General features: G+C 63.5%; 20 protein-coding genes and 3 tRNA genes. 10 read left to right on the forward strand and 13 right to left on the reverse strand.

Features of this window, described 5'->3' with window-relative positions; all coding sequences use genetic code 11:
• Positions 1-16: 16 nt before the first annotated feature.
• Genes ACKFR8_RS02035 through ACKFR8_RS02065 form a run of 7 tightly spaced genes read right to left on the reverse strand, consistent with a single transcriptional unit; the run spans position 17 to position 8,928 of the window.
• Positions 17-1,339: a choice-of-anchor M domain-containing protein gene (locus ACKFR8_RS02035; RefSeq protein ID WP_408930463.1), complete on the reverse strand. Its 1,323-nt coding sequence runs from the start codon at positions 1,337-1,339 to the stop codon at positions 17-19.
• Entirely contained in the window at positions 1,336-2,232 is an 897-nt protein-coding gene (locus ACKFR8_RS02040) for an anchored repeat-type ABC transporter permease subunit (protein WP_408930464.1), read from the reverse strand. The genes ACKFR8_RS02035 and ACKFR8_RS02040 overlap by 4 nt, the downstream gene beginning before the upstream one ends.
• The gene (locus tag ACKFR8_RS02045; RefSeq protein ID WP_408930465.1) at positions 2,229-2,957 is read right to left on the reverse strand and encodes an anchored repeat-type ABC transporter ATP-binding subunit; all 729 of its coding nucleotides are present in this window, start codon (positions 2,955-2,957) and stop codon (positions 2,229-2,231) included. Before ACKFR8_RS02045 ends, ACKFR8_RS02040 begins: the two co-directional genes overlap by 4 nt.
• Complete coding sequence (locus ACKFR8_RS02050) at positions 2,950-3,861, reverse strand: choice-of-anchor M domain-containing protein (protein WP_408930466.1); 912 nt, start codon at positions 3,859-3,861, stop codon at positions 2,950-2,952. The genes ACKFR8_RS02045 and ACKFR8_RS02050 overlap by 8 nt, the downstream gene beginning before the upstream one ends.
• 20 nt (positions 3,862-3,881) lie before the next feature.
• Positions 3,882-5,411 carry an anchored repeat ABC transporter, substrate-binding protein gene (locus ACKFR8_RS02055; protein WP_408930467.1) on the reverse strand — a complete coding sequence of 510 codons (1,530 nt, stop codon included), beginning with the start codon at positions 5,409-5,411 and terminating at the stop codon, positions 3,882-3,884.
• Complete coding sequence (locus ACKFR8_RS02060) at positions 5,411-6,535, reverse strand: choice-of-anchor M domain-containing protein (RefSeq protein ID WP_408930468.1); 1,125 nt, start codon at positions 6,533-6,535, stop codon at positions 5,411-5,413. The genes ACKFR8_RS02055 and ACKFR8_RS02060 overlap by 1 nt, the downstream gene beginning before the upstream one ends.
• A 53-nt stretch (positions 6,536-6,588) precedes the next feature.
• A complete protein-coding gene (locus ACKFR8_RS02065; protein ID WP_408930469.1) occupies positions 6,589-8,928 on the reverse strand; it encodes a choice-of-anchor M domain-containing protein in 2,340 nt (779 codons plus the stop codon).
• A 163-nt stretch (positions 8,929-9,091) separates the two neighbouring features.
• Here ACKFR8_RS02065 and gltX point away from each other — a divergent pair, with 163 nt between their 5' ends.
• The 4 genes from gltX (at position 9,092) to ACKFR8_RS02085 (ending at position 11,564) form a co-directional block, all read left to right on the forward strand.
• Positions 9,092-10,591 (forward strand): glutamate--tRNA ligase, encoded by a 1,500-nt coding sequence (gene gltX / locus ACKFR8_RS02070; RefSeq protein WP_296132574.1) that lies wholly within the window; start codon positions 9,092-9,094, stop codon positions 10,589-10,591.
• A gap of 161 nt (positions 10,592-10,752) precedes the next feature.
• Positions 10,753-10,824, forward strand: a tRNA-Gln gene (locus tag ACKFR8_RS02075).
• A gap of 39 nt (positions 10,825-10,863) precedes the next feature.
• A tRNA-Glu gene (locus tag ACKFR8_RS02080) sits at positions 10,864-10,939 on the forward strand.
• Between the two features lie 133 nt (positions 10,940-11,072).
• Complete coding sequence (locus ACKFR8_RS02085) at positions 11,073-11,564, forward strand: RBBP9/YdeN family alpha/beta hydrolase (protein ID WP_408930964.1); 492 nt, start codon at positions 11,073-11,075, stop codon at positions 11,562-11,564.
• 4 nt (positions 11,565-11,568) lie between these two features.
• Here ACKFR8_RS02085 and ACKFR8_RS02090 read toward each other — a convergent pair whose 3' ends face one another.
• Positions 11,569-11,898: a transcriptional regulator gene (locus ACKFR8_RS02090; protein WP_296135246.1), complete on the reverse strand. Its 330-nt coding sequence runs from the start codon at positions 11,896-11,898 to the stop codon at positions 11,569-11,571.
• Positions 11,891-12,295 (reverse strand): hypothetical protein, encoded by a 405-nt coding sequence (locus ACKFR8_RS02095; RefSeq protein WP_306506895.1) that lies wholly within the window; start codon positions 12,293-12,295, stop codon positions 11,891-11,893. The genes ACKFR8_RS02090 and ACKFR8_RS02095 overlap by 8 nt, the downstream gene beginning before the upstream one ends.
• Positions 12,296-12,925: 630 nt before the next feature.
• Between ACKFR8_RS02095 and ACKFR8_RS02100 the strand changes: the two genes are divergently transcribed.
• Positions 12,926-12,998 (forward strand) — tRNA-Glu (locus ACKFR8_RS02100).
• A gap of 103 nt (positions 12,999-13,101) precedes the next feature.
• On the opposite strand, the gene ACKFR8_RS02105 is transcribed toward ACKFR8_RS02100, so the two are convergent.
• Together ACKFR8_RS02105 and ACKFR8_RS02110 are read right to left on the reverse strand one after the other, a co-directional pair.
• Entirely contained in the window at positions 13,102-13,791 is a 690-nt protein-coding gene (locus ACKFR8_RS02105; protein WP_408930470.1) for a hypothetical protein, read from the reverse strand.
• A gap of 128 nt (positions 13,792-13,919) precedes the next feature.
• Positions 13,920-14,210, reverse strand: coding sequence for a hypothetical protein (locus ACKFR8_RS02110; RefSeq protein ID WP_296135025.1), 291 nt, complete (start codon positions 14,208-14,210; stop codon positions 13,920-13,922).
• 139 nt (positions 14,211-14,349) lie between these two features.
• Here ACKFR8_RS02110 and ACKFR8_RS02115 point away from each other — a divergent pair, with 139 nt between their 5' ends.
• Positions 14,350-15,165, forward strand: a complete 816-nt coding sequence (locus ACKFR8_RS02115; protein ID WP_296135028.1) for a hypothetical protein — start codon at positions 14,350-14,352, stop codon at positions 15,163-15,165.
• A gap of 28 nt (positions 15,166-15,193) precedes the next feature.
• Here the strand turns inward: ACKFR8_RS02115 and ACKFR8_RS02120 are convergent, their stop codons facing one another.
• The gene (locus tag ACKFR8_RS02120; RefSeq protein ID WP_296135030.1) at positions 15,194-15,889 is read right to left on the reverse strand and encodes an IclR family transcriptional regulator; all 696 of its coding nucleotides are present in this window, start codon (positions 15,887-15,889) and stop codon (positions 15,194-15,196) included.
• Positions 15,890-15,937: 48 nt separating this feature from the next.
• Here ACKFR8_RS02120 and leuC point away from each other — a divergent pair, with 48 nt between their 5' ends.
• The 4 genes from leuC (at position 15,938) to ACKFR8_RS02140 (ending at position 19,873) form a co-directional block, all read left to right on the forward strand.
• Positions 15,938-17,362, forward strand: a complete 1,425-nt coding sequence (gene leuC, locus ACKFR8_RS02125; protein ID WP_296135034.1) for a 3-isopropylmalate dehydratase large subunit — start codon at positions 15,938-15,940, stop codon at positions 17,360-17,362.
• A 19-nt stretch (positions 17,363-17,381) separates the two neighbouring features.
• On the forward strand, positions 17,382-17,972 hold the full coding sequence (gene leuD, locus ACKFR8_RS02130; protein ID WP_296135035.1) for a 3-isopropylmalate dehydratase small subunit: 591 nt from the start codon (positions 17,382-17,384) through the stop codon (positions 17,970-17,972).
• Between the two features lie 103 nt (positions 17,973-18,075).
• Positions 18,076-19,026: a hypothetical protein gene (locus ACKFR8_RS02135; RefSeq protein ID WP_408930471.1), complete on the forward strand. Its 951-nt coding sequence runs from the start codon at positions 18,076-18,078 to the stop codon at positions 19,024-19,026.
• A 40-nt stretch (positions 19,027-19,066) separates the two neighbouring features.
• Positions 19,067-19,873 carry a hypothetical protein gene (locus ACKFR8_RS02140; protein ID WP_296133829.1) on the forward strand — a complete coding sequence of 269 codons (807 nt, stop codon included), beginning with the start codon at positions 19,067-19,069 and terminating at the stop codon, positions 19,871-19,873.
• Here ACKFR8_RS02140 and ACKFR8_RS02145 read toward each other — a convergent pair.
• Complete coding sequence (locus ACKFR8_RS02145; protein ID WP_296133828.1) at positions 19,870-20,868, reverse strand: NUDIX hydrolase; 999 nt, start codon at positions 20,866-20,868, stop codon at positions 19,870-19,872. The genes ACKFR8_RS02140 and ACKFR8_RS02145 overlap by 4 nt on opposite strands.
• Between the last annotated feature and the right edge of the window lie 113 nt (positions 20,869-20,981).

A 20,981-nucleotide genomic window follows, 5' to 3' on the forward strand; every position in this document is an offset into this window, starting at 1 on the left:
TACATCGGTCCTGAATTTAATCCTTCCGGCGTGGGCGGAAGAACTGCACGGCCACGAACAGGCCGATGCCGAAGAGCAGCGCCAGGGCACCCATGCCGGCGAGGAACCCCGCCCAAAAGCCCACCATGGGCGCGCCGTAGCTTAAGGGCTGGATCGGCTGGGTGTCGGCAAGCGTGGCGTCCTCCTTATCCCGCGCTTCAGCGCTGCGGGAATGCTTGCCTGTTGAGCGTTGCGTGGTGGGCTTCGCTTCCTTTTCGCCACTAGCGCCGCGCGAGCCACCGCGCGAGCCACCGCCGGACTGGGGCGGCTGGGCCTGGCTTGCGTGCTGGGGGCGGGTGGTGTTGGCGCGTTGGCCGCCCGACGCCGGGCGTGAGTCCTGCGCGGGAGAGGCGGCGGTGTCCTCCCCGTCCTTGTTGTCGGTGCTGTCCCTTCTGCTCTCCTTCCTGTTTTGCCGTGGCGTGTTCTCGGTGCTCTTCTTCGCATCCTTTGGCGTGTCGCCGTTGACCAAGGTGTCAGCCTCCTTGAAGGTCTTGTCCATGGTCTTATCCAGGCGGCTAATTGCCTTCGACGTGTCGTTGATGTCCTTGGCCAGCTGCTGCGGGCGGTTCGCGGTGCCGCCGGAGGCATCGCCATCCCCGGCCTCCGAGTCCCAGGTGAGCTCGCACAGTTCGGAAGGATCGGCCCCTCCCACGAGGAAGGGCACGTCGATGGAATGCTCGGATCCGTCGTTGAGGTGGAAGGTAAAGGTGACGGCGTACGCACCCGGCTCGGTGAAGACGATGCCCACGTGGCTGTGCGCGTGATCGGGGTAGTCCCAGGCAGCACCCGGATCGTCGGAGTCGAAGACGATGTCCGCCCCACCCAGCTGCGTTTGGTAGCCCACCATGCGCCCGCCCGCGGGGGCACTGTGCAGCTGCGCGGACAGGGTGGCATCGCTGACGACGGATTCGTCGTCGACGTGGCTCGTATTAAAGCCCACCCACGGCACGGTCTCGTCCTGGGTCTGCGGGATCTGCCAGCCGTGGCTGGGCACGTCACCGGCGCCGGACTCGTCGAATTCTTTGCTCACCTCCACGTAGAACTCGCCGGAGGCGTAGTCCTGGTGGGATTCGTCGTCGCGGGCGACGAAGTCAATGCCGTTGGAGCCCTGCAGCAGGGCGAGATCCTGGTGGCCGCGGGTAAAGGCGTGGCGCGAGTCGGCATCGCAGGTGGCGGCGGTTGCCTCGTCCGTGTTCGCGGCGTGGGCCTGCGGTGCGGCGGACATCAAGATCGGGGCAGTCAGGGCCAGGGTAGTGCTCAGGCTGAGGACGAGGACTCGGTGGGTGAAGACGCGGTTCATGAGGTGACGGACTCCTTGTGTCGGGACGGGGAGGCGGGGCGAGGCGTGCGGTGGCGGGAGTGGAGGACGGGGGAGATGGCCCACGCCACGAGGAAGCAGGCGGTGAGCAACAGGACGATGGTGGCGCCGGCCGGCAGGTCGATGGCCCAGGCCAGGTAGATACCGAAGAAGCTGCCCAGCGAGCCGATGGCTGCTGCAGTCACCATCATCGAGCCGAGGGACTCGGTGAGGAGGCGGGCGGTAGCCGCCGGGGTAATGAGCAGAGCTAGGACCAAGATGTTGCCAATGGTGCCCACGGAGATGACCACCGCGCCGGTGACACAGAGGTAGAGCACGATGTCGAGCGCAAAGACCGGCAGACCCATGGCACGGGCGGTCTCCTTGTCCAGGCAGGCGGCGGTCAGCTGCGGGGACAGCAGGACGATAACGCCGACAATGAGCACGGTGACGCTGAGCGCGGTGTACAGGTCCGTGCGTGAGACTCCAGTCAGCGAGCCGAAGAGGAAGCTGGTGAGCGACGCCGTGTAGCCGTCGACCCGGGAGATGATCACCATGCCTAGGGCGAAAGACGCGGCGAAAAAGATACCGATGACGGAATCCTCACGGACCGTGCGGCGCTGCGAGAAACAAGCGATGAGCACGGCCACCGCGCAGCCGGCCACCGCGCCGCCGAGCAGAACTGAGCCCTGCAGGACGAACGCGATGGCCAGGCCGGGAAAGACGGCGTGGGATACGGCATCGCCGATGAAGGCCATGCCGCGCAGGACCACGAAGCAGCCCACCACGCCGCAAACGACCGCCGCAAGGACGGAAATGGCAAGCGCTCGGGCCAGGAAGTCCAGGTGCGGGTTGGCCAGGTCCTGGAAGAACTCGACGAGGGAAATGTCGATCATGCGGCCACCCCAATCGCGGATAGCAGCGGCGAGGAAGGTTTCACTCCGAAGGCGGCGCTCCACGGTGCGGGGTCGAGGCGGAGCTTTTCGGCCGGGCCGTCGGCCACGACGCCGCGGTTGAAGAGCACCAGCCGCGAGCAGGAGTGCGCGGCCTCGGACAGGTTGTGGGTAGACATCACCACGCTCGTGCCGTGCGACGTCAATTCGTCGAAAAGCACCAGCAAGTCCTCGGTATTGGGGGCGTCGAGGCCGGTAAAGGGTTCGTCGAGAAGCAGCACCTGCGGCTGCGTGGCCAGCGCTCGGGCGATGAGGACGCGCTGGCGTTGGCCGCCAGAAAGCTGCGCAATCGGGCGCGCGGCAAACTCTTCGAGGTTGGTCAGTGCAATAGCCCGGCGCGCGGCCTCCCGGTCCTTACGGCCGGGGCGGCGCAACCAGCCCACCAGGCCGGTGCGGCCGCTGAGGACGGCCTTGGACACGGAGATGGGAAAGTCCCACTCCACGTCGTGGCGCTGCGGGACGTAGCCCAGGTGGGCATTGACAGAAATCGTGCCGGTGGCGGGGATGAGCCCCAGGATGGCGCGCATGAGCGTGGTCTTGCCCGCGCCGTTGGGGCCCAACAAGCCAATGAACTCGCCGGGGTGAACGGTGAGTGAGGCGTTGTCCACCACGCGGTGCCCGGAGAGGGACACCGAGAGCTCGTCGACGCAAATGTAGGGCTTAGTCACGGTGACCACCCCGTGCGCGCAGTGCGAGGGCGACGGCCCCGAGGAGGACGAGGATGCCGGCACCGGCCAGGACCCAGATCCAGACGGGAACGCCGGCGAGTCCGGAGTGCGACGCCGAGGATGCCGAGAGTTCAGCGGCGGATTCGTCCCACTCGGTGGCCTGAGCCTCTGCCACGTCTGTTTCGTCACCGACGGCAAAGGTCAGCACGCTCTCGGCCGACACCTCGTTACCTTGAGCGCCGGCTGTATCGCCCGTGCCGCTCTTGCCCTCACCGGACATGCGCACGCGCACCTGGTGAATGCCCGGTTCGGTAAAGACCCAGTTAGCGTGGGTGTGGGTGCCCAGATTGACCCAGAAGCCGTCGGTCTTCTTCTCCGCGGTGGACCACAGCAGTTGCGGCGGCTCGAAACCGCCGTTCTGGAGGAACATGGAAAATTCGCCGGGCCCGGTGTGGCCCAAAAATTCCATGGTGACTCCGCGGTCCACGGACTCGTTCAGGGAGGGCGCCTGGGTATTCCAGCCCAGCCACGGGACCTCCGCCTGCTCGGTCTGGGGGACGACCCACACCTGCGCGCCAGGCTCCGCGCCGACGAAGGAAAAGGCCTCGTCCTCCGGAAGGGTGAGCGTGGCATTGTCGCCGACGTCAAAGACGACGTCGTCGAGGGCGCGCCACACCGGGGTGGCTGCGGAATCGTCGCGGGCGAGGAAGTCTGCGTGTCCATCGATGACCTGCAGGCCCAGGTCCACATGGCCATGGTCGATGGTGGCTTCTTCACCCGCCGGGGCGACCTGTTCGTCGCCGCTGACCACCTGGGCTAGGTCGCCCGCCCACGCGGCGGAGGGGGCGAAGGCAAGGACGGCGGCGGTAATGGTGGCTGCCAGGGGTGTGGTGAGCTTATGCATGGGAATTCTCCTGATTCGTTTCATTCGTCAGAGTTGTTTGGGTTTTGGGGTTGTTGCGGGGTGGGGGTCGGGGCGGTGAGGCAGCGGTGCAGGGAATTCGCGTTGAACCGCATGAGATCCAGGTAGGTAGGCACACGGTCATCGAGCGTGTCGCCATAGATGGGACACACCGCGATGCCGAGGGAGTCGGCGGCCTCCGTGATGACGTCCGTGCTTGCCTGCTGGGTGGGTTCTACGAAGACGGCAGGCAGCTGCAGGTTCTCCAACGTGCGGCGCAGCGCGATGACGTCGCGCGGCGAGGGCTCGATGGCTGGGTTGGGCGTGACGAAGCCAGCGATGTCAATGCCGTAGCCCTGCTCCAGGTAGGCGTAGCCGTGGTGTGGGGTAACCAGATGGCGCGCGCGGTCCGGGATGCTGCCAATAAGGTCGCGCACCTCGGCGTCAGTGGCCTGCAGCTGTGCGGCGTAGTTCTGGGCGCGGGCGCGGTAGTCGGCGCCGTGGGTCGGATCCGCCAGTGCGAGCTGGTCGGCGATGACCTCGGCGTAGGACATGACGTTTCGGGCGTTGTGCCACAGGTGCGGATCGACCTCACCGTGGATGTGCTTGCCCAGCACGGCCTGCGGCAGAAGGTAGGTCTCCGAGCCCGGCCTGCCCAGGAAGCGGTAGGAGGCATCCGCGGGGATCTCCTGCAGGGTGGAGGAGGGAATGGCCAGTGCCGTCGTTGCGGGATCGAAGCGCTCACCCTGGTCCTCCAGGCCGATCGTGCCGGCGTCCAGGTCCGCGGTGATGTCCACGTGGCCCTCGTCCACAGCATGCATCCCGTCCGGCGGGGCCACGCCCACCGCGACAGTCAGGCCCTGGTCTTTGACGCCGGTGGCGGCAAACCTCACACGGTAAATTCCAGGTTTACTAAACGCCCAGGACACGTGGGTGTGAGCATTTGCCGGCAAGGTAGTGGAATCCTCGCGGGTGTCGACGCCGTCCGCGGAGTTGAACAGGGGTTCAGGCGTGCCAAACGTGGAGACCACGTAGGCCGCCACGTCACCGGGGCCATCGGCGCTGACCATGCGCATGTCCACGCTGTTGCGACCCGCGGGGGCGTTGCGCACGCGCAGTCCCAACCAGATGGCGTCGAGCGCGACATTTTCCACCAGCGGTACGAGCGTGGCGCCGCGGGTAGCGGCCTGGTCAGCAACCTCGGTGACGGGCACATCGGAGGACTCCCGCATCGCCTTCATGAGATTTTGTGGCTCAAGCAGCAGGCCGTTGGCCAGCAGAACGTCTGCGTTGGCAATATCGCGCACCGTGCGCAGGCTGGGCTCGAAGGTATGTGGATCTTTTCCAGCTGGTACCAGGGCGGTCACATGGGCGTCTGGACCGGCCACCTGCGTAGCCACGTCCGCGAGGATCGGGGTGGTCGCTACGACCTGCAGGCTCTCGGAGTCAGCCTCGCCGCGTGCCGGTACCGAGCAGCCCGAGACCCCCAGTGCGCAGCAGGCGAGGGCGCCCACCATGCCGAACGCAGCGAAGCGCGGTGAATTCTGGTGCATTACTCGCGCCTCCCGGCCAGCGCGAGACGGGCGACGGCTAGCCCTAGCACCAGCATGCCGATACCGAGTATGCCGATGCCCCAGGGCAGCAGGTTGGCGCCACTGTCGTAGGAGCCGGTCTCAGCGGCAGCGGCCAACTCCTCGCCCTGCGCAGCGGTGCTGCCGTGGCGTTGCGAACCGCGCTCGCGGCGGGTTTTCTCCTGCGAGTTCTTCTGGGCTGACTTGTTGACGCCGTTCTTCCCCTGCTGGTTCTTGCTGTGGTGCGCTGTGCCCCCGGCAGCATGGGAGCCGCCGTTGGCTTGAGCTGCGGAATCGGCAGCGCCTGCGGCGCCAGCACCGTCTGCACCAGCTGAGTCTTCTGAGTCGAATTCAGAGTCGGCAGTGCCATCAGCTGTGCCTTCTCCTGTGTCTTCTGTAGAACCCTCTGCGTCATCATCGCGCGGGGCGGCTTCGCCATCTCCGACATCCCAGGTGTAGGTGACCTGATTGCTGGCATCGCCGTTGGAGACCGCCTGCACGGTCATGGTGTACAGACCTGGGTCCGTAAATGCCCAGTTGACGTGGCGGTGCGCCGGGTAGGCCTGGTTGATGACGTCGCCGCTGACAAGATCCATCTCCCCGGCGTTGGTGACCGGTTGGACGTCGCCGAAACCGGCGGTTTCGAAGACGAAGATATCGCCGGGGCCGGTGACCTCCACGAATTCGAAATCGACGTCCGTATAGCCCGCGGATTGCGCCGGCTGGGTGTCCCATCCCGGCCACAGCAGCGCGCTGTCCTGGGTCTGCGGCAGGTAATACGTCGGCGTGCCGATGCCACTGACGCCTTCCGTGGCGTCGTTCCAGGCGTCTTCGGAGACCCTGAGGGTGACATCGTCGCCGGGGTGGGTCACACCACTGCCGGTGATGTCTTCCTTCAACCCCAGGGTGAGCTGCCCTTCGGGGGCGGTGACGTAGAAGGCATCGACGTGGCCGGAGTCAAAGACCTGGCCTTGCGCCCAAGCGGGAGATAGCGGGGCGCAGAGGAAGCCCAGAACCAGCGCGCCGACCGCAGCCGCGACTCGGCGTGTGCCGTGTACAAGCAACGTACCCCGGTGCGGTGCATGGCGGGAAAGAGCAGGGACCACGGGAGAAAGCTCCTTTGTCTAGAAAGTGACGGTGATGGTGAGGGAATGGACAGCTAGTGCGGGAGGAGTCCGCTGAGGCGGGACTCAATCTGGGCGCGGTGGTCGTTGAAGAAGTTGAGGAAAGCCTGGAAGATAACGGCCAACACGACGGGCAGGACCAGGCTCCACAGTCCCTTGGAGACCCGCTCGGAGGAGCTATCCTCTCGCGACGGGGTGTTCGGCTCGTGAGGGGCGGAGGGCTGCTCGGACTCGTTGCCGCCCTTCCCGCTCACGCAGGACTCGATGGCGGCGTCGCCCACCGCCACAGTGAGCGTCTGGGGCTGCGACGTAATGTCCTTACCGTCGCGGGTGGTGGCGGAATAGGTGACCGTGAGCTCATAGATTCCCGGCTTGGTGAAGGCCCAGTTGGCGTGGGTATGGGAGGCAAAGGTGGTCTCCACGGTGGTGTCGCCCTCCGCGGTGTTCAAAAGCGGGGTAAAGGAATTGCCCATGCCCTCGGTGAGGAACATGCCCACGTTGCCGCCGTCCGGCATGGAGGTCGGCTCAATGGTGAGGTCGACGCGGCCGTCCTTGAAGTCGCTGTACTTAAGGGACTGGGTGTTATATCCCGGCCAGATGATGCCCTGCTGCTGCGTTTGCGGGAGCAAATAGAACTTGTCGCTGCCCAGGTAGTCGAACTCCTTTCCTGCTAGCGCCTGCGGGCGCGGGCGGCGGGCGTTGTCGTGCACGGCTAGGACCACGTCATCGAGCGGGCGCTCAACGGCCTGCTTGTCGACGATGGCCGTTTCGTCCTTCAGGCGAGCTGTAAAGGAATCACCGTCGCGGGTGGCGGCGATGTCGACGTGTCCGTGGTCCAGGACGACCTTGTCCGTGCAGCGCCCGGTGCCCGGGGTGGATGGCGGCGCGGGCTTCTCGGTCTCAGCCGGCGTTTCCGGCGATTCCGCGGGCGCGGGGTCGGTCGTGCCCAGCTCGCCGTGTGCCTTATACGTCGTGCCGTAGGCGAAGTCATCGCTCAGCGTGAGGGATGTCCCGGCCGTGGTGACAGTGGGGTGAGGCAGGATGTCGAGACGAATGGTGTTGCCGTTGTATATGTCGTCGGCGCCCACCACGAAGTCCGCGCGGCCGTTGGTCATCACCCCGTCGAAGTCGATATCCGGAAGCTTGCTTCCCGGGCTGAAGAAGCCACCGTGGACAAAGCCGTTGAACTTCTTATCCGCTGCCTCCACGACGATGCGTGTTGCGCCCTCGCCGGCGGGTTCCGCGCGGGCGACAAGGCCCGTATCGGAGACCGTGACCTCGTCTTCGCTCTGGAGCTGGCGGGTATTCTCGGTGTCGGTCCAGGAGTCCTCGGATTTCTGCGAGGTGGTGCGCAGCGTAGCGCCCTCGGTGTAGGAGAGCTTCTCCGATACCCACCGCGGCTTCGCGCCCGCCGGGGTGTAGACGGCCTGGAGGGAGGACGCCTCCGGTCCGAGGAGTTCCTCCCAGTGGGCCTTTCCATCCTTGACTGGGAGATCGGTGAGGAAGTAGCCGTCGATAAGCAGCGTGAGCGTGCCGTCGGAACCACCGGTGAAGTCGATGGTGGACAGATGCTCGTCGCCCGGCTTGTCCACCTTCTGTTTCGGCGCGATGCTGAGCTGGTAGTTCTCTGCGCTGGGGTCACCGGACGGGGCGGCATCGAAGCGTTCCTGCAGCGTCGGGGTGGCATTGTCTGCCGGCCGCTGGCCGCCCACTTGGATGGAGGTGGTGGTGGGCGCAGAGGTGATGAGCATGCCGTCCTTGTCGCGGGCGGTGGTGCGGTAGGTAAGCCGGTAGCGTCCGGGCTTGGAAAAGACGGTGTAGTTGTGCGTGTGCGTGCCGCTGGTCAGCCAGGCAGATCGCGGGGCGCCCTCGCTCGTGCCGAAGAAGCGCTGCAGGCCGCCCGGGCCGGGAAAGTATCCAAACATCTCCACCTCGCCGGGCCCGTCCACGCTGAGCAGGTCGAGAGAAGCGATGTTGTCGCGGAAGCTATCTACGGGCAGTTCGGTATCGGCACCGAAGCCAATCCAGATGGGGTTCTGGTTGCCGTTCACGGTGGCGGGCGCGGAGTAGTAGGTCTTACCGGTTGTGCCTGCGAAGGAGAGTGCGGGGTCTTCAGGAACCGTGAACTGGTACTGGGGGGTGTCGTTGTTGCCCCAGCCCTTGCCTACCCAGGCCACGGTGTCTGCGAGGTCGGAGTCGGTGTCCGGCTGGTGGGTTTTGAGGGTGAGCGAGTCGTTCTCCCAGAAGGCTTTGGGGGAGTCGATGTGGGTCTGGGTGGCCACGTGCTTGCCGTCGTCGGGCCCGGCGACAGCGGTAGCGGGGGAGGCGAAGAGCGCGGCGCAGGTAAGCAGTGCCGCGTAGCGGGTTCGTGCCACGGTGGGAGACCTTTCTTCAGTTCTTACGTGAGGACTTCACTATAGAGAATGAATATCATTCCAGTTAAGTGAAACTGGAAAGTTCCTGCGTGCACTTAGTGGAAACCTGATTCATTTACCCCCAAGTGGGGCGGGCGGTGCGTCGAGCAGGGGCTGAACTACGATGGGGGACATGACTGAAACAACTTCCGACGTCCGCGTACGTTTTTGCCCGTCACCTACCGGCACGCCCCACGTGGGCATGGTCCGCACGGCCCTGTTTAACTGGGCCTACGCCCGCCATACCGGCGGCAAGCTCATCTTCCGCATCGAGGACACCGATGCTGCTCGTGACTCCGAGGAGTCCTTCCAGGCCATCATCGATTCCCTTAACTGGCTCGGCATGGGCTGGGACGAGGGCGTCAACGTGGGCGGCCCCGACGAGCCCTACCGTCAGTCCCAGCGCATGGACATCTACGCGGATGTCCTGCAGAAGCTCAAGGACGGCGGCTACGTCTACCCGGCGTACTCCACCAACGAAGAGGTTCAGGAGCGCCACAAGGCGGCCGGCCGCGACCCGCAGCTGGGCTACGACAACTTCGACCGTGACCTCACCCAGGAGCAGATCGACGCCTTCGAGGCGGAGGGTCGCAAGCCGGTGTGGCGCCTGCGCATGCCGGACAAGGATTGGTCCTGGAACGACCTGGTCCGCGGCGAGATGACCTTCAAGTCGGAGACCCAGCCGGATTACGTGGTGGCCCGCTCCAATGGCGCGCCGCTCTACACCCTGGTCAACCCCGTCGATGACGCGCTGATGGGTATCACTCACGTGCTGCGCGGCGAGGATCTACTGTCCTCCACCCCGCGCCAGCTCGCCCTCTATGAGGCGCTCATTGAGCTGGGAATTGCCAAGCAGACCCCGGAGTTCGGCCACCTGCCGTTCGTGATGGGTGAGGGTAATAAGAAGCTGTCCAAGCGCGATCCGCAGTCCAACCTGTTCAACCACCGCGATGCCGGCATCATTCCGGAGGGCATGCTGAACTACCTGTCCCTGCTGGGCTGGTCCCTCTCCGCGGACAAGGACATCTTCTCCGTCGACGAGCTGGTTGCCAACTTCGACGTGCATGACGTGCTGGGCAACCCCGCTCGTTTCGACCAGAAGAAGCTCGAGGCAATCAACGCCGACCACATCCGTCTGCTCGACACGGCCGACTTCACGCAGCGCCTGCGTGATTACCTCACCGAGTACACCGACTTCCCGGCGGATTACCCGGAGGAGAAGTTCGCCTTCGCTGCGGAGCTGGTGCAGACCCGCATCAAGATGCTCGGTGATGCCTACGGCCTCCTGTCCTTCCTGACGACTCCGGATGCGGAGCTGGAGCTCGACGCCAAGGCGGCCAAGAAGAACCTCAAGGAGGAGGCTGTGCAGCCCCTCGAGGTTTCCATTGCCAAGCTGGAGGAGCTCGACTCCTGGAAGGCGGAGGACATCGAGAAGGTGCTCTCCGCAGCGCTTATCGACGACCTCCAGCTCAAGCCCCGCAAGGCCTACGGTGCTTTGCGCGTAGCCATCTCTGGCCAGCAGGTCTCCCCGCCGCTGTTTGAGTCCATGGAGCTGCTGGGCAAGGAGTCCACGCTGGCTCGCCTCAAGGCCGCTCTCGCCGTGACTCCGTGGAGCGCTGAGTAGTCTCACAGAGGTGTAATTTCGGGGCGTTTGAGTTCACTCTCGACGCCCCGAAAATCGTATCTGGCCAGGCGATTTGTGTGGATCGGGTGTGCTGGATATAGTTATAAACCGTTGCAGCGAGCGGCGAGGGGTTACAGTCCCGAGCAAGTTCACAGCAATATTGGCCTATGGTGTAATTGGCAACACAGCGGTTTCTGGTACCGCCATTCTAGGTTCGAGTCCTGGTAGGCCAGCAGTGATAACCACCTTTAAGGTGGCGGTCACAGTTCTATGCCCCGTTCGTCTAGCGGCCTAGGACGCCGGCCTCTCACGCCGGTAACACGGGTTCAAATCCCGTACGGGGTACCACTGAAGAGTGGCAAGCAGTAAAAGCTTGCCACTCTTTTTCTATTGTTTCTAGTATCGGCCTCATGCACTTCTTTATTGTTCATGGCTACCAAGCAGGCCCCGAAAACATTGGTTCCCGTGGCTAGAGCGCCAGCTGAACGCTGCCGGACACACGGTCCACACGGTTGCGCTGCCAACGCCCCACACGCCGCAACTCTCCGCATGGGTAGACACCCTTAGCGCCGACATTGGCCGCCCAGATGGGGATACCTGCATCATCACGCATAGCCTGGGCGGGATTGCGGCGCTGCACTATCTCACGGCGCTCGAAGGCGAGTGGGAACTACCGGGTCTGTTTATCGTTTCCGGCTTCGTGGAGAAGCTGCGCGTAATCCCAGAGCTGGATGAATTCATCGACCACGCGCGCGTCGATCTGCCGCGCATCGCGGCTCGCACCGGTCATGTAGAGGTCTTCTTTTCTGACAATGATGCCCTCGTCGACCCAGACTTGACGCAAGAGCTGGGCCAGGCGCTTGCGGCCACTCCGATACGCGTTCGCGGTGGCCGGCACTTCCTTGAAAGCGACGGCTATACGGAGTTTCCCGTCCTGCATGAGCGAATCGAACAGTGGGTGGGGAGCTTCTAGCTTCTTAGAGGCCCTCTGTCATCGCCTTGAGGGCCTCCACGTGCTCGGTGTAGGCCTGGGTGCCCGAATCGGTGAGAGCGACCCACACGGAGTCCTTGGCGCGGGTGGAGCCGTATTCCCGGGTGCGGCTGACATAGCCGTGGTCTTCAAGGTGCTTCAGCTGCTTGGACAACGTGTCCGCAGGGAGCTCGGTGAGCTGAGAGAGCGTGGCGTACTTCATCTGGCGGCCCACGGTAGCGCCAGCGGAGAATAGCGTGGCGCAAATCTTGAGCCGGTTGATGGGGTGGATGACCGGATCCAATTCTGGTGGTCGGTCCTCGTGCTCTTTAGGCATTGATGCCCTTTACTGCTGCATTGCGGTTCTCGTAGAGCATCCACGCCGTGGCCGCGGAGACAACCACACCGCTGACGATCATCCACGGCCACGAGTCCGGGGTCGGCGTGGTGGACATGATCATGGCGAAGGGGAGTAGTACCCGCGACCACGTAGCGCGATCGTTGCCTGGTCCCATATTGGGGTCCGGGCGCACGAAGGGGTTCGCAATCTTGTCCTTGAGGAGATAGCCAAGGACGAAAACCGGAACCAGTATTGCCAGGGCGTACCACCACGATGCTTTGCATGCGGCGAGCCCGCAGCCAACACCTAGCGCCACGAGCGCCACGGCCCACCAACTCTGCGTCCATGCGGTTCGCGCTTGGGCGTCGTGAACGACCTTGAGGTTGTTTTCCATGTCCACACTCCTTTGCTTGCAACTAGTGCAAGTCTATCAGTTGCAACAGTTGCAAGTAAAGGGTCTGCTGGAGCAGGGAAGTGGTCTGGGGCTACCCCTTACCGGCATGCAAAAGCGCATGGTTGAACGGGGTGAAAATCATAACCAGGGGGCAAACCTGCGCCCAATTGGTCTAAGTCCTTCCGGTGTGCCTGTGCTGGGCATACACTGCAGGTACAGCACATTCCCGAAAGGAAGGAGAGCGGATGGCAGAAGCTGACAATCATCACTATCGCCGACGCGACTCTAGCAGAAGGCACTAGGCGGCAACGCCAGAATCCACGACTTCTTCAAGCCAACTATCGAGCGAAGCAGGAGCCTCGTACCTCATGCAGCTAGAGCCAGCGCGTCACCCCGAAGCTCGAGCGATGGGAAGTAGCACCTCGGCCTCAGCCGCCTCCGGCGCGCCTGCGGAATAACCACTGATTCGATCCGCATCTCGGCCGACTGAGTGTCTGCTCCACCACCGCCGCCAAAAGGCAATGAGCTTCGGGTTTTTCTTTGGGTAAAAATGGTCATGTACTGGGGATTTGTAGAACTTATTGGGGATCCTGATAGTGTTTAGCAAGTCCGCAACGGACAGCTAAACGAGCCCCGTTCGTCTAGCGGCCTAGGACGCCGGCCTCTCACGCCGGTAACACGGGTTCAAATCCCGTACGGGGTACAAACTGCGAGCGTGGCACGCGAAAGCGCGTGCCACTCTTTTTCTGTGCGGTTCTGGGTCAAGGGTCAAAAGGGTCTGCCCCTTAACCCTCTAACCCCAGTTCCTACACAATGAGAACCTCAGCGTTGTCGCCGCCGGTGCAGCGAATGATTTCATGCTCGTCAACGCGGCAAGATAGGTCGTAGTCCTTCTGGGTGATTGGACTGTTGACAGTGATGTTTGCCGGGACGTAGTGGCGGAGATCGACGCGGGAGCCAGGGGCGAAGTTCAACAGGGTTCGCGTTGCAGTTTCGGCGAAATCACAGCTCGTATTGGGTGCTGCCATGGTGATGCCGATGTGGTACCCATCGCCCATGAGGCAAACCTGCGCCTGGGTTCCGTAGACGTTGATGGTGGCACCGTTCTTGGGGTGTTGCCCGTAGATGTGGTCCATCGTGGCCTTGCGGGCGGCCTCATTGGTCTGGTGTTGAGTAGCCGCCTGAGGCTGCTGGCCCTGCTGGCCTTGCTGTGCTTGTTGAACCTGTTGCGGCCGCGTGTCTGGGTTGGCGCCCCCCGCGGCGCCTGGCACCGTCGGCTGCGGGGCGGCGGGCTCTTCCTCGCGGGGGACGGGGACCTCAGAGTCGTCGTTGAGCGGCCTGAAGGCCGGGTACGAGGTTGTACTGCCCTGTGCGGGTGCCGCGGAGTTGGGGGAGGCAGCAGTGTCCGGTTGTGTGGAGCATCCCGCGGCCATGAGTCCAGCGGCGGCTACAGCCGCGAGGGTGGTGAACATACGGGATGGTCGTGAGGAACTCATGGGACCACCATAACGGGAATTTGTGTGCACCTGCAGTAAAACGGGGAACGCTGCCCAACCGAACGCCGTGTAGCGGCAAGGTTTCGGAGTGGGCAGCGTGCGATGGGGTGCCGTGTGGGCAGGCAACCTTAGTGGTCGTCCCAGTGGCCCTCATGGGCGGCGTGGCGGTGGCCGTCGTGGAGGTAGTCCACGTGATCGCCGTGGGGGATGGCAACGTGGCCGCAGCCCTCGCCATGCTCGTGAGCGTGATCCTCATGAACGTGGTGCTCGGTGGTCTCGCACTCGTCCCAGTGTCCCTCGTGCTCGCGGTGGATGTGGCCGTCGTGAGCGAAGTCGGTGTGATCGTTGTGCGGGAAGGCGACGTGGCCGCAGCCCTCGCCGTGAGTGTGGGTGTGCTCGTCATGAACGGTGTGGGTCATGGCAACTCCTTGGTGTCGTGGTGATTTTCAATCTGTTTTCAGTAAATCCTATTTTCAGTTCAATTTCAATAGCGGGGGTATGGGGGTAGATTCCGGGGGCTGAGTAGCGATGTCTCGGCAGAGCGCTATTGTGAAACGCATGATAAGCAAGTTTTCTCGCGAGGTTCGCGAAACTCGGGGACGCCGCCGCGCGGGGGTTCTCGCCGGGGCGGTGCTAGCGCTGACCACATTGTCTGCTGTGGCGGCGCCGGCGATGGCAGAAGAGCAGGTCACGATCGCGCAGGGTCAGAAGATTGTGGCCACAGACGGGACTGCCTGCAGCGTGGGCTACGTGGAGCCGGCCCGCGCGTGGACTTCTGCGCACTGCGGATTGGACGGTGACCAGATCTACACCGAGTGGGGGCAGCATGTGGGCACCCTGCGCTGGTTTAGCCCATCTGGTGCAGCCGGTCACGATCTGGCGTACATCCAGTTTGCGGGCGGTACTCTGCCCGGCGGCAATCCGCTCACGGGCGACGGTATGGCGCCGCCGCCTGCCGATGGCACCTCGGTGTGTATCGACGGAAGGTACTCCGGGCGGCACTGTGGCCAGGCCGTGCATGGTCCCGGCGTGTTCCCCGGCATGCACTATGCGGTGGGGATGCCGACCTCCCCGGGAGATAGCGGAGGGCCGGTGTCGGTTGCGGGCCGCCCGGGTGTCGTGGGTATCTACCAGGGAATTACTGAGGTGAACCGGAACGGGCAGCACCTGACCTTTTCCAATTACGCACGCGTACCCAACGCGGATGAGCTGGCGAAGCTGCCGCACCAGGGCTTTGTGCCGCGCCGCCCCAACCGGGAACCGGGTAACCCGATCCGGGAGGCGCAGGAGCGCGGCGAAGCGCTGTCGTCCACCAGTAGCAAGGGGGTCGACGGCCTGCGCGGCCTGGCGGTCTACTTTGGCCTTCCCGTGTAGGTGTTAAGTCCCCCGCGTTTCGGCGCGCTTAGGCGTCGGCCGCGAGGGCGTCGCTGAGCTTTTGCGCTGCGGCGGTAAGCATAGGTGCGAACTTGTCCGCAGGAGAGGGGCGGAAGCGCTCGGCGGAGCCGGAGACGGACAGGGCGGCGATGAAGGTCCCAGCGCCATCGAAGACGGGCGCGGAGATAGAGGCCAAGCCGGCCTCGCGCTCCTCGATGGACACGGAGTAGCCATCTTCCTTGGCTAGCTCGATGTCGTGCTCGCTAAAAGTCGCATCAGGCACGTGGATGCCGGCGAAGGCGGCGATGACTCGTGCCGCGGACCCGGACGTGAGGGGAAGCTGGCGGCCTACGGGGACGACGTTGTGCAGGCCAGCCTCCGGCTCGCGGGTAGCGATGCACGTACGGGTGGTGCCGGAGACCTCATAGAGTTGGACGGATTCCCCGGTGGCCTGGAGGAGTTCCTCCATGATGGGGCCGGCGGTTTCGATGATGCAATCCCGGTTGCCGGGAAGCGCAGGGCCCGCGCCCCACTTTCCATCGGGGGTGCGCGTAAGGATGCGGTGTGCTTCCAGCGCCGTGGCGAGCCGGTGGGCGGTTGCGCGGGGCAAACCAGTAGTTTCGCAAAGCTCGTTGAGGGTGGATGGCCGGTTGGTGGCGGCCATCATGATGGCAACGGCGCGATCGAGCACCTTAATTCCTGAAACTGCGCTATACTCTCCCATATGATGAAATCTACGTCCCATTAATTGAGATTTCAAGTGGAGAGGCTTATGACTGAGAAACTGACACTGGCAGAGAAAGTGTGGCGCGATCACGTCGTGCGCGCAGGAGAGAACGGCGAGCCCGATCTCCTCTACATCGATTTCCAGCTCCTCCACGAAGTTACCAGCCCACAGGCCTTCGATGGGCTGCGCCTGGCTGGGCGCCGCTTGCGCCACCCAGAACTGCACCTGGCTACCGAGGACCACAATGTCCCCACAGTAGGCATCAAGACCGGAAACCTGCTGGAGATTAAGGACGAGGTGTCCCGTACTCAGGTGTCCACCCTGCGCAAAAACTGCGAGGAGTTTGGTGTGCGCCTGCACGCAATGGGTGACGCCCAGCAGGGCATCGTCCACACCGTGGGACCGCAGCTGGGCATTACCCAGCCGGGGATGACCATTGTGTGCGGTGACTCCCACACGTCCACCCACGGCGCGTTCGGCTCTATTGCCATGGGAATCGGCACCTCCGAGGTGGAGCACGTCATGGCTACCCAGACGCTGTCGCTGAAGCCCTTTAAGACCATGGCCATTGAGGTCTCCGGCGAGCTAGCCGAAGGGGTATCTGCCAAGGACCTCATTCTGGCCATCATTGCCAAGATCGGTACCGGCGGCGGGCAGGGCCACATCATTGAGTACCGCGGTGAGGCCATCCGGAAGATGTCGATGGAAGCCCGCATGACCATCTGCAACATGTCCATCGAGGCAGGAGCTCGAGCCGGCATGGTGGCCCCGGACGAGACGACGTTTGAGTACGTCAAGGGCCGCGAGTTCGCGCCGCAGGGCGCGGACTGGGACGCCGCTGTGGAGTACTGGAAGACGCTGCCGACTGACGAGGGCGCAGCGTTCGACACCGTCATCGAGATCGACGGCTCTGCTCTGACCCCGTTCGTGACCTGGGGAACCAACCCGGGGCAGGGCCTGCCGCTCAGTGCTTCTGTGCCGGACCCGGAGTCCTTCGGCGATGAGGGGGAGAAGGCTGCAACGGAAAAAGCGCTGGCCTACATGGACCTCACGCCTGGCATGCCGCTGCGTGATATCCAGATCGACACGGTGTTCCTCGGTTCTTGCACGAATGCGCGGATCGAGGACCTGCGGGCGGCCGCCGACGTGGTCAAGGGCCGCAGCATCGCCGCGGATACCCGCATGATGGTCGTTCCCTCCTCTGCCGTGGTCAAGACCCAGGCAGAGGAGGAAGGGCTGGACAAGATTTTCACGGATTTTGGCGCAGAGTGGCGCACTGCCGGGTGCTCGATGTGCCTGGGTATGAACCTCGATCAGCTGAAGCCGGGGGAGCGGTCGGCGTCGACAAGCAACCGCAACTTTGAAGGCCGCCAGGGGCCCGGTGGGCGCACGCACCTGGTCTCCCCGGCCGTCGCGGCGGCTACCGCGGTGCTGGGACACTTGGCCTCGCCGGCGGACATCAACGCATAGTAGGGAACGGAGAAGAACGATGGACAAGTTTGTGACACACACCGGTGTGGGCGTTCCGCTGCGCGCCTCGAACGTCGATACCGACCAGATCATTCCGGCGCGCTACCTCAAGTCCGTAAAGCGCACCGGCTTTGCCGAGGGCCTGTTTTCCAACTGGCGCTCCGACGAGAACTTCGTGCTCAACCAGCCGGAATTTCAGGACGGTTCCGTGCTCTTCGCCGGGCCCGACTTCGGCACCGGCTCCTCCCGTGAGCACGCCGTGTGGGCGTTGGCAGACTACGGCTTCAAGGCGGTGTTCTCCTCGCGCTTCGCGGACATCTTCCGGGGTAACTCCGGAAAGGCGGGCGTGCTCACCGGGCTGATGGAGCAGGAGGACATTGAGCTGATCTGGAAGCAGCTCGAACAGGGCGAAACCACGGTCACCGTGGATTTGGAAGCCCGCTCCGTGACCGTCGGCGGCAGCGTCTACACCTTCGATATCGATGACTACACCCGCTGGCGCCTCATGGAGGGCCTAGACGATATCGGCCTGACGTTGCGCAACGAAGAAGCCATCGAGCGTTTTGAGGCCCAGCGCCCAGCGTTCAAGCCGCGCGTACGCGCAGTGTAGCTGGCTAGACAGGCGTGGGGTGGGCAGCACCCCACGGTGAACAATACGTAACAATCCCCGGCTTCCGGAAGCACCCGCAACCGGGGGACTTTACTATGTGCGTATGACGAATCCGTTTGATAGCAATGGCAATTACGCCGCCGGTCAGTCCGGTGGCAACAACCCGTTCGGCGGGTCAGACTATGACTCCGGTTCCTACACCGCGGACCAGGGTGGCTTCGGCACCCAGAATTCGGGCGCCAGCTACAACAGCTCTGGCGCCAACATGTATGGCGGAAGCCCGAATGGCTACGGTGCGGGCTATCAGCAGCAGCCCGGTGGCCACGGGCAGGGCGGCCTTATGGTCTCGCCCGTGGACGCCATGGACTCCATCAGCCAGGCTTTTAAAGGCACGCTCGATAAACCCGTCATGGGCATGCTCGCTGCCGCTGTGCACGGAGCTATTCCGTTTCTTCTCATCTTCGGCTCGCTTATTTACGCTGTCCTGACGGCGCCAACAGAAACTACGAGCTCTTATGGCTCTGAGTACTACTATTCCAGCGAGACAACCGGTGAGCCTACTGCAGCCGGCATCGCCGTCATGGTGGTGGGCTTCACCCTGGGGTTCCTCTACCTGTTGTGGGCTATGGCGAATTTCTACTGCGCCGCCCGCAAGATTGCCGACGGCCAAGAGGCCACATTCGGCGATTACTTCAAGGGCGGCGACCGCTTCGGCGTTGCCTTTGTTTACCTGCTCTTCTTCATCTTGTTCTTTGTTGGCAGCCTCCTTTTCGTGCTACCAGGACTGGCCGTTGTCATCCTCTTCTGGGCCGCACCGATTATCAAAGCCAATGACCCGTCCAAGAGCATCGGTGAGTGCTTCTCGGAATCCTTCTCCATGGTGACCGCGAACTTCGGGCAGACGCTTCTCTTCTACATCGTCTTTACCATCGTGAACAGCGTCTTGTGCGCGATTCCTGTCATCGGAGCTCTGTTCAGCTTTCCGGTCTCCGCATTGGGCTACACCCTCTTCGTTCGCTCCGCGCAAAAGCGTCCGGCTCGGCGCTGGGCCTAACCTTCGCTGAACGTTTCGGATTTTTAGGGACTTTCGGCGCATGACGAACTACAACGGCTACTCTCAATTTCCGCAGTACCAGCAGGCCAGCGAGACCCCTTACGCCCAGCCACAGTACGAGGTAGCACGCCGGATGTCAGTGCCACCTCGTGACGTGTCCTTCGCTATCGGGCAAGGCTTTGACGGGGTGTTTAAAGAATGGTTGGTGTGGGGCGTGGCGGGCTTCGTCTACTACTTCCTTCTGCAGTTCGTGGCCATCGCCTCCGTACTGTTGACCGCTGGGGTGGGCCCCATGATCACAGCTCCGTTCCTAGAGAATTTTGACTTTTGGGATGGGTTGTACGATTGGCCGTTCTCCGCAGCGGTGTGGCTGACAATTCTTGCGCCGCTGGTTGTCCTGTGGTTGACCGCCTTGTGGGGGCGGGCAAATTACCATGTCGGCGCGCGCAAGGCAGTAGACGGCGAAAAGGTCAACATTGGGGATGTGTTTGGTTTTCGGGGCCGCGGGGGAATCATGCTTGTCCTCGCCTGCGTGGACGTCCTCGTTTTCGGCGGCCTCGTTCTCTTTGTTGTGCCGGGTCTTGTCGCCGCCGTGCTGCTGTGGGCGGCGCCGCATATTAAGGCGGACAACCCGGATAAGGGGCTGGTAGAGTGCCTCCGGTTGTCGGCGAAAACGTCGCCTCGCCATGCGGGACGGACCACTCTACTTGTCGTCCTCACAGGAATCGCGGGACTAGTCTTCCTCTTCATTCCCATCCTGGGGATGTATGGGTTTGCCGTGGTCTGCCTGGCACAGGCGCTGTTTGCGCGGGCGCTACTGGAGCGCCCAGCGGTGCGCTGGTCCTAGCGCACCGGAAGTGGGCTGGCCAGGTAATCTGCCCCGGTGAGCTCCCCGTCGTTGAAGGAGAGGACCCACACCGACGCCTTCTTGAACTTGAGCTCTTCGATGGGCGTGGTGATGAACTTCGGCGCGTAGGACTCGATGATGCCCGGGATGGTGAGGCCCTGGCTCACGATGACGGGAACGCCACCGCCGTCGACCACGCGCTGAAACGCCGCCTTAGCGTTATCCGGAGTGGCATCGAAGACGTCATCACCAAAAGCCTTGTTGACGGCGATGTCCAAGCCCAACTCATCCGCCAGGGGAGCGGCCGTCTGCTGGCAGCGCTGCGGGGTGGCGGAGAAGATAGCCGTTGGGTGGTACGGGGTGAGCATCGGCACCAGCATCTCGGCCTGGCGGCGGCCCTTCTTGTCCAGCGGGCGCAGATTATCGTCGCCCTCCCACGTGCTGCGCTCGTGCGCGCGGGCGTGGCGCACGTAGAGCACGCGGGTGGTGGGAGCCAAGCGCAGGCGTTTCTGGGCCTTGGCCAACACCTGGGTATCGACCTCGTAGGAGAGGAGAGCGCAAGCCTCATCGAGCTTGAGCCAGCGCAGCTCATCGGTTTCGTCGTTGGGGGTGTAGTCGCCCTCGAGCACGCGGGCCATCCAGTAGTACACCACCTTCGTGCGTCCCTGGACCGGGTAGGCCACCTTGCCAATGAGCTTGCCCAGGCGCACGGAGTACCCGGTTTCCTCGAGGATTTCCCGCGCGGCGGTGGTGGGAAGGGACTCGCCCGGATCCACCTTGCCCTTGGGCAGGGACCAGTCGTCGTAGCGCGGGCGGTGAATGAGGGCTACCTCGGGGTCCTGGGGGTCGCCGCGCCAGAGCACGGCCCCGGCCGCCAGCGTGGTGCGCTTGAACTCCTTCGCCGGATCGGCGGGAATCTCTTGGTGGCGCCCGCTGACGAACACCTCCGACTTAGAATCCTTGTCGTTCTCGTGCATCTTCTTTGCCTTCGGCATGCTGCTCCTTTGAGCCGGGTGGTCAATTGTCTGCCCCATTTTCCTCCACTCCCCGAAAAGATGCAGCCTTACGCGCCGAGCGTGCTTTAATGGTGAAAACTTCAACTCACCAC

Origin of the sequence: Corynebacterium axilliensis, assembly GCF_046097495.1 — a bacterium.
Taxonomy (GTDB): domain Bacteria; phylum Actinomycetota; class Actinomycetes; order Mycobacteriales; family Mycobacteriaceae; genus Corynebacterium.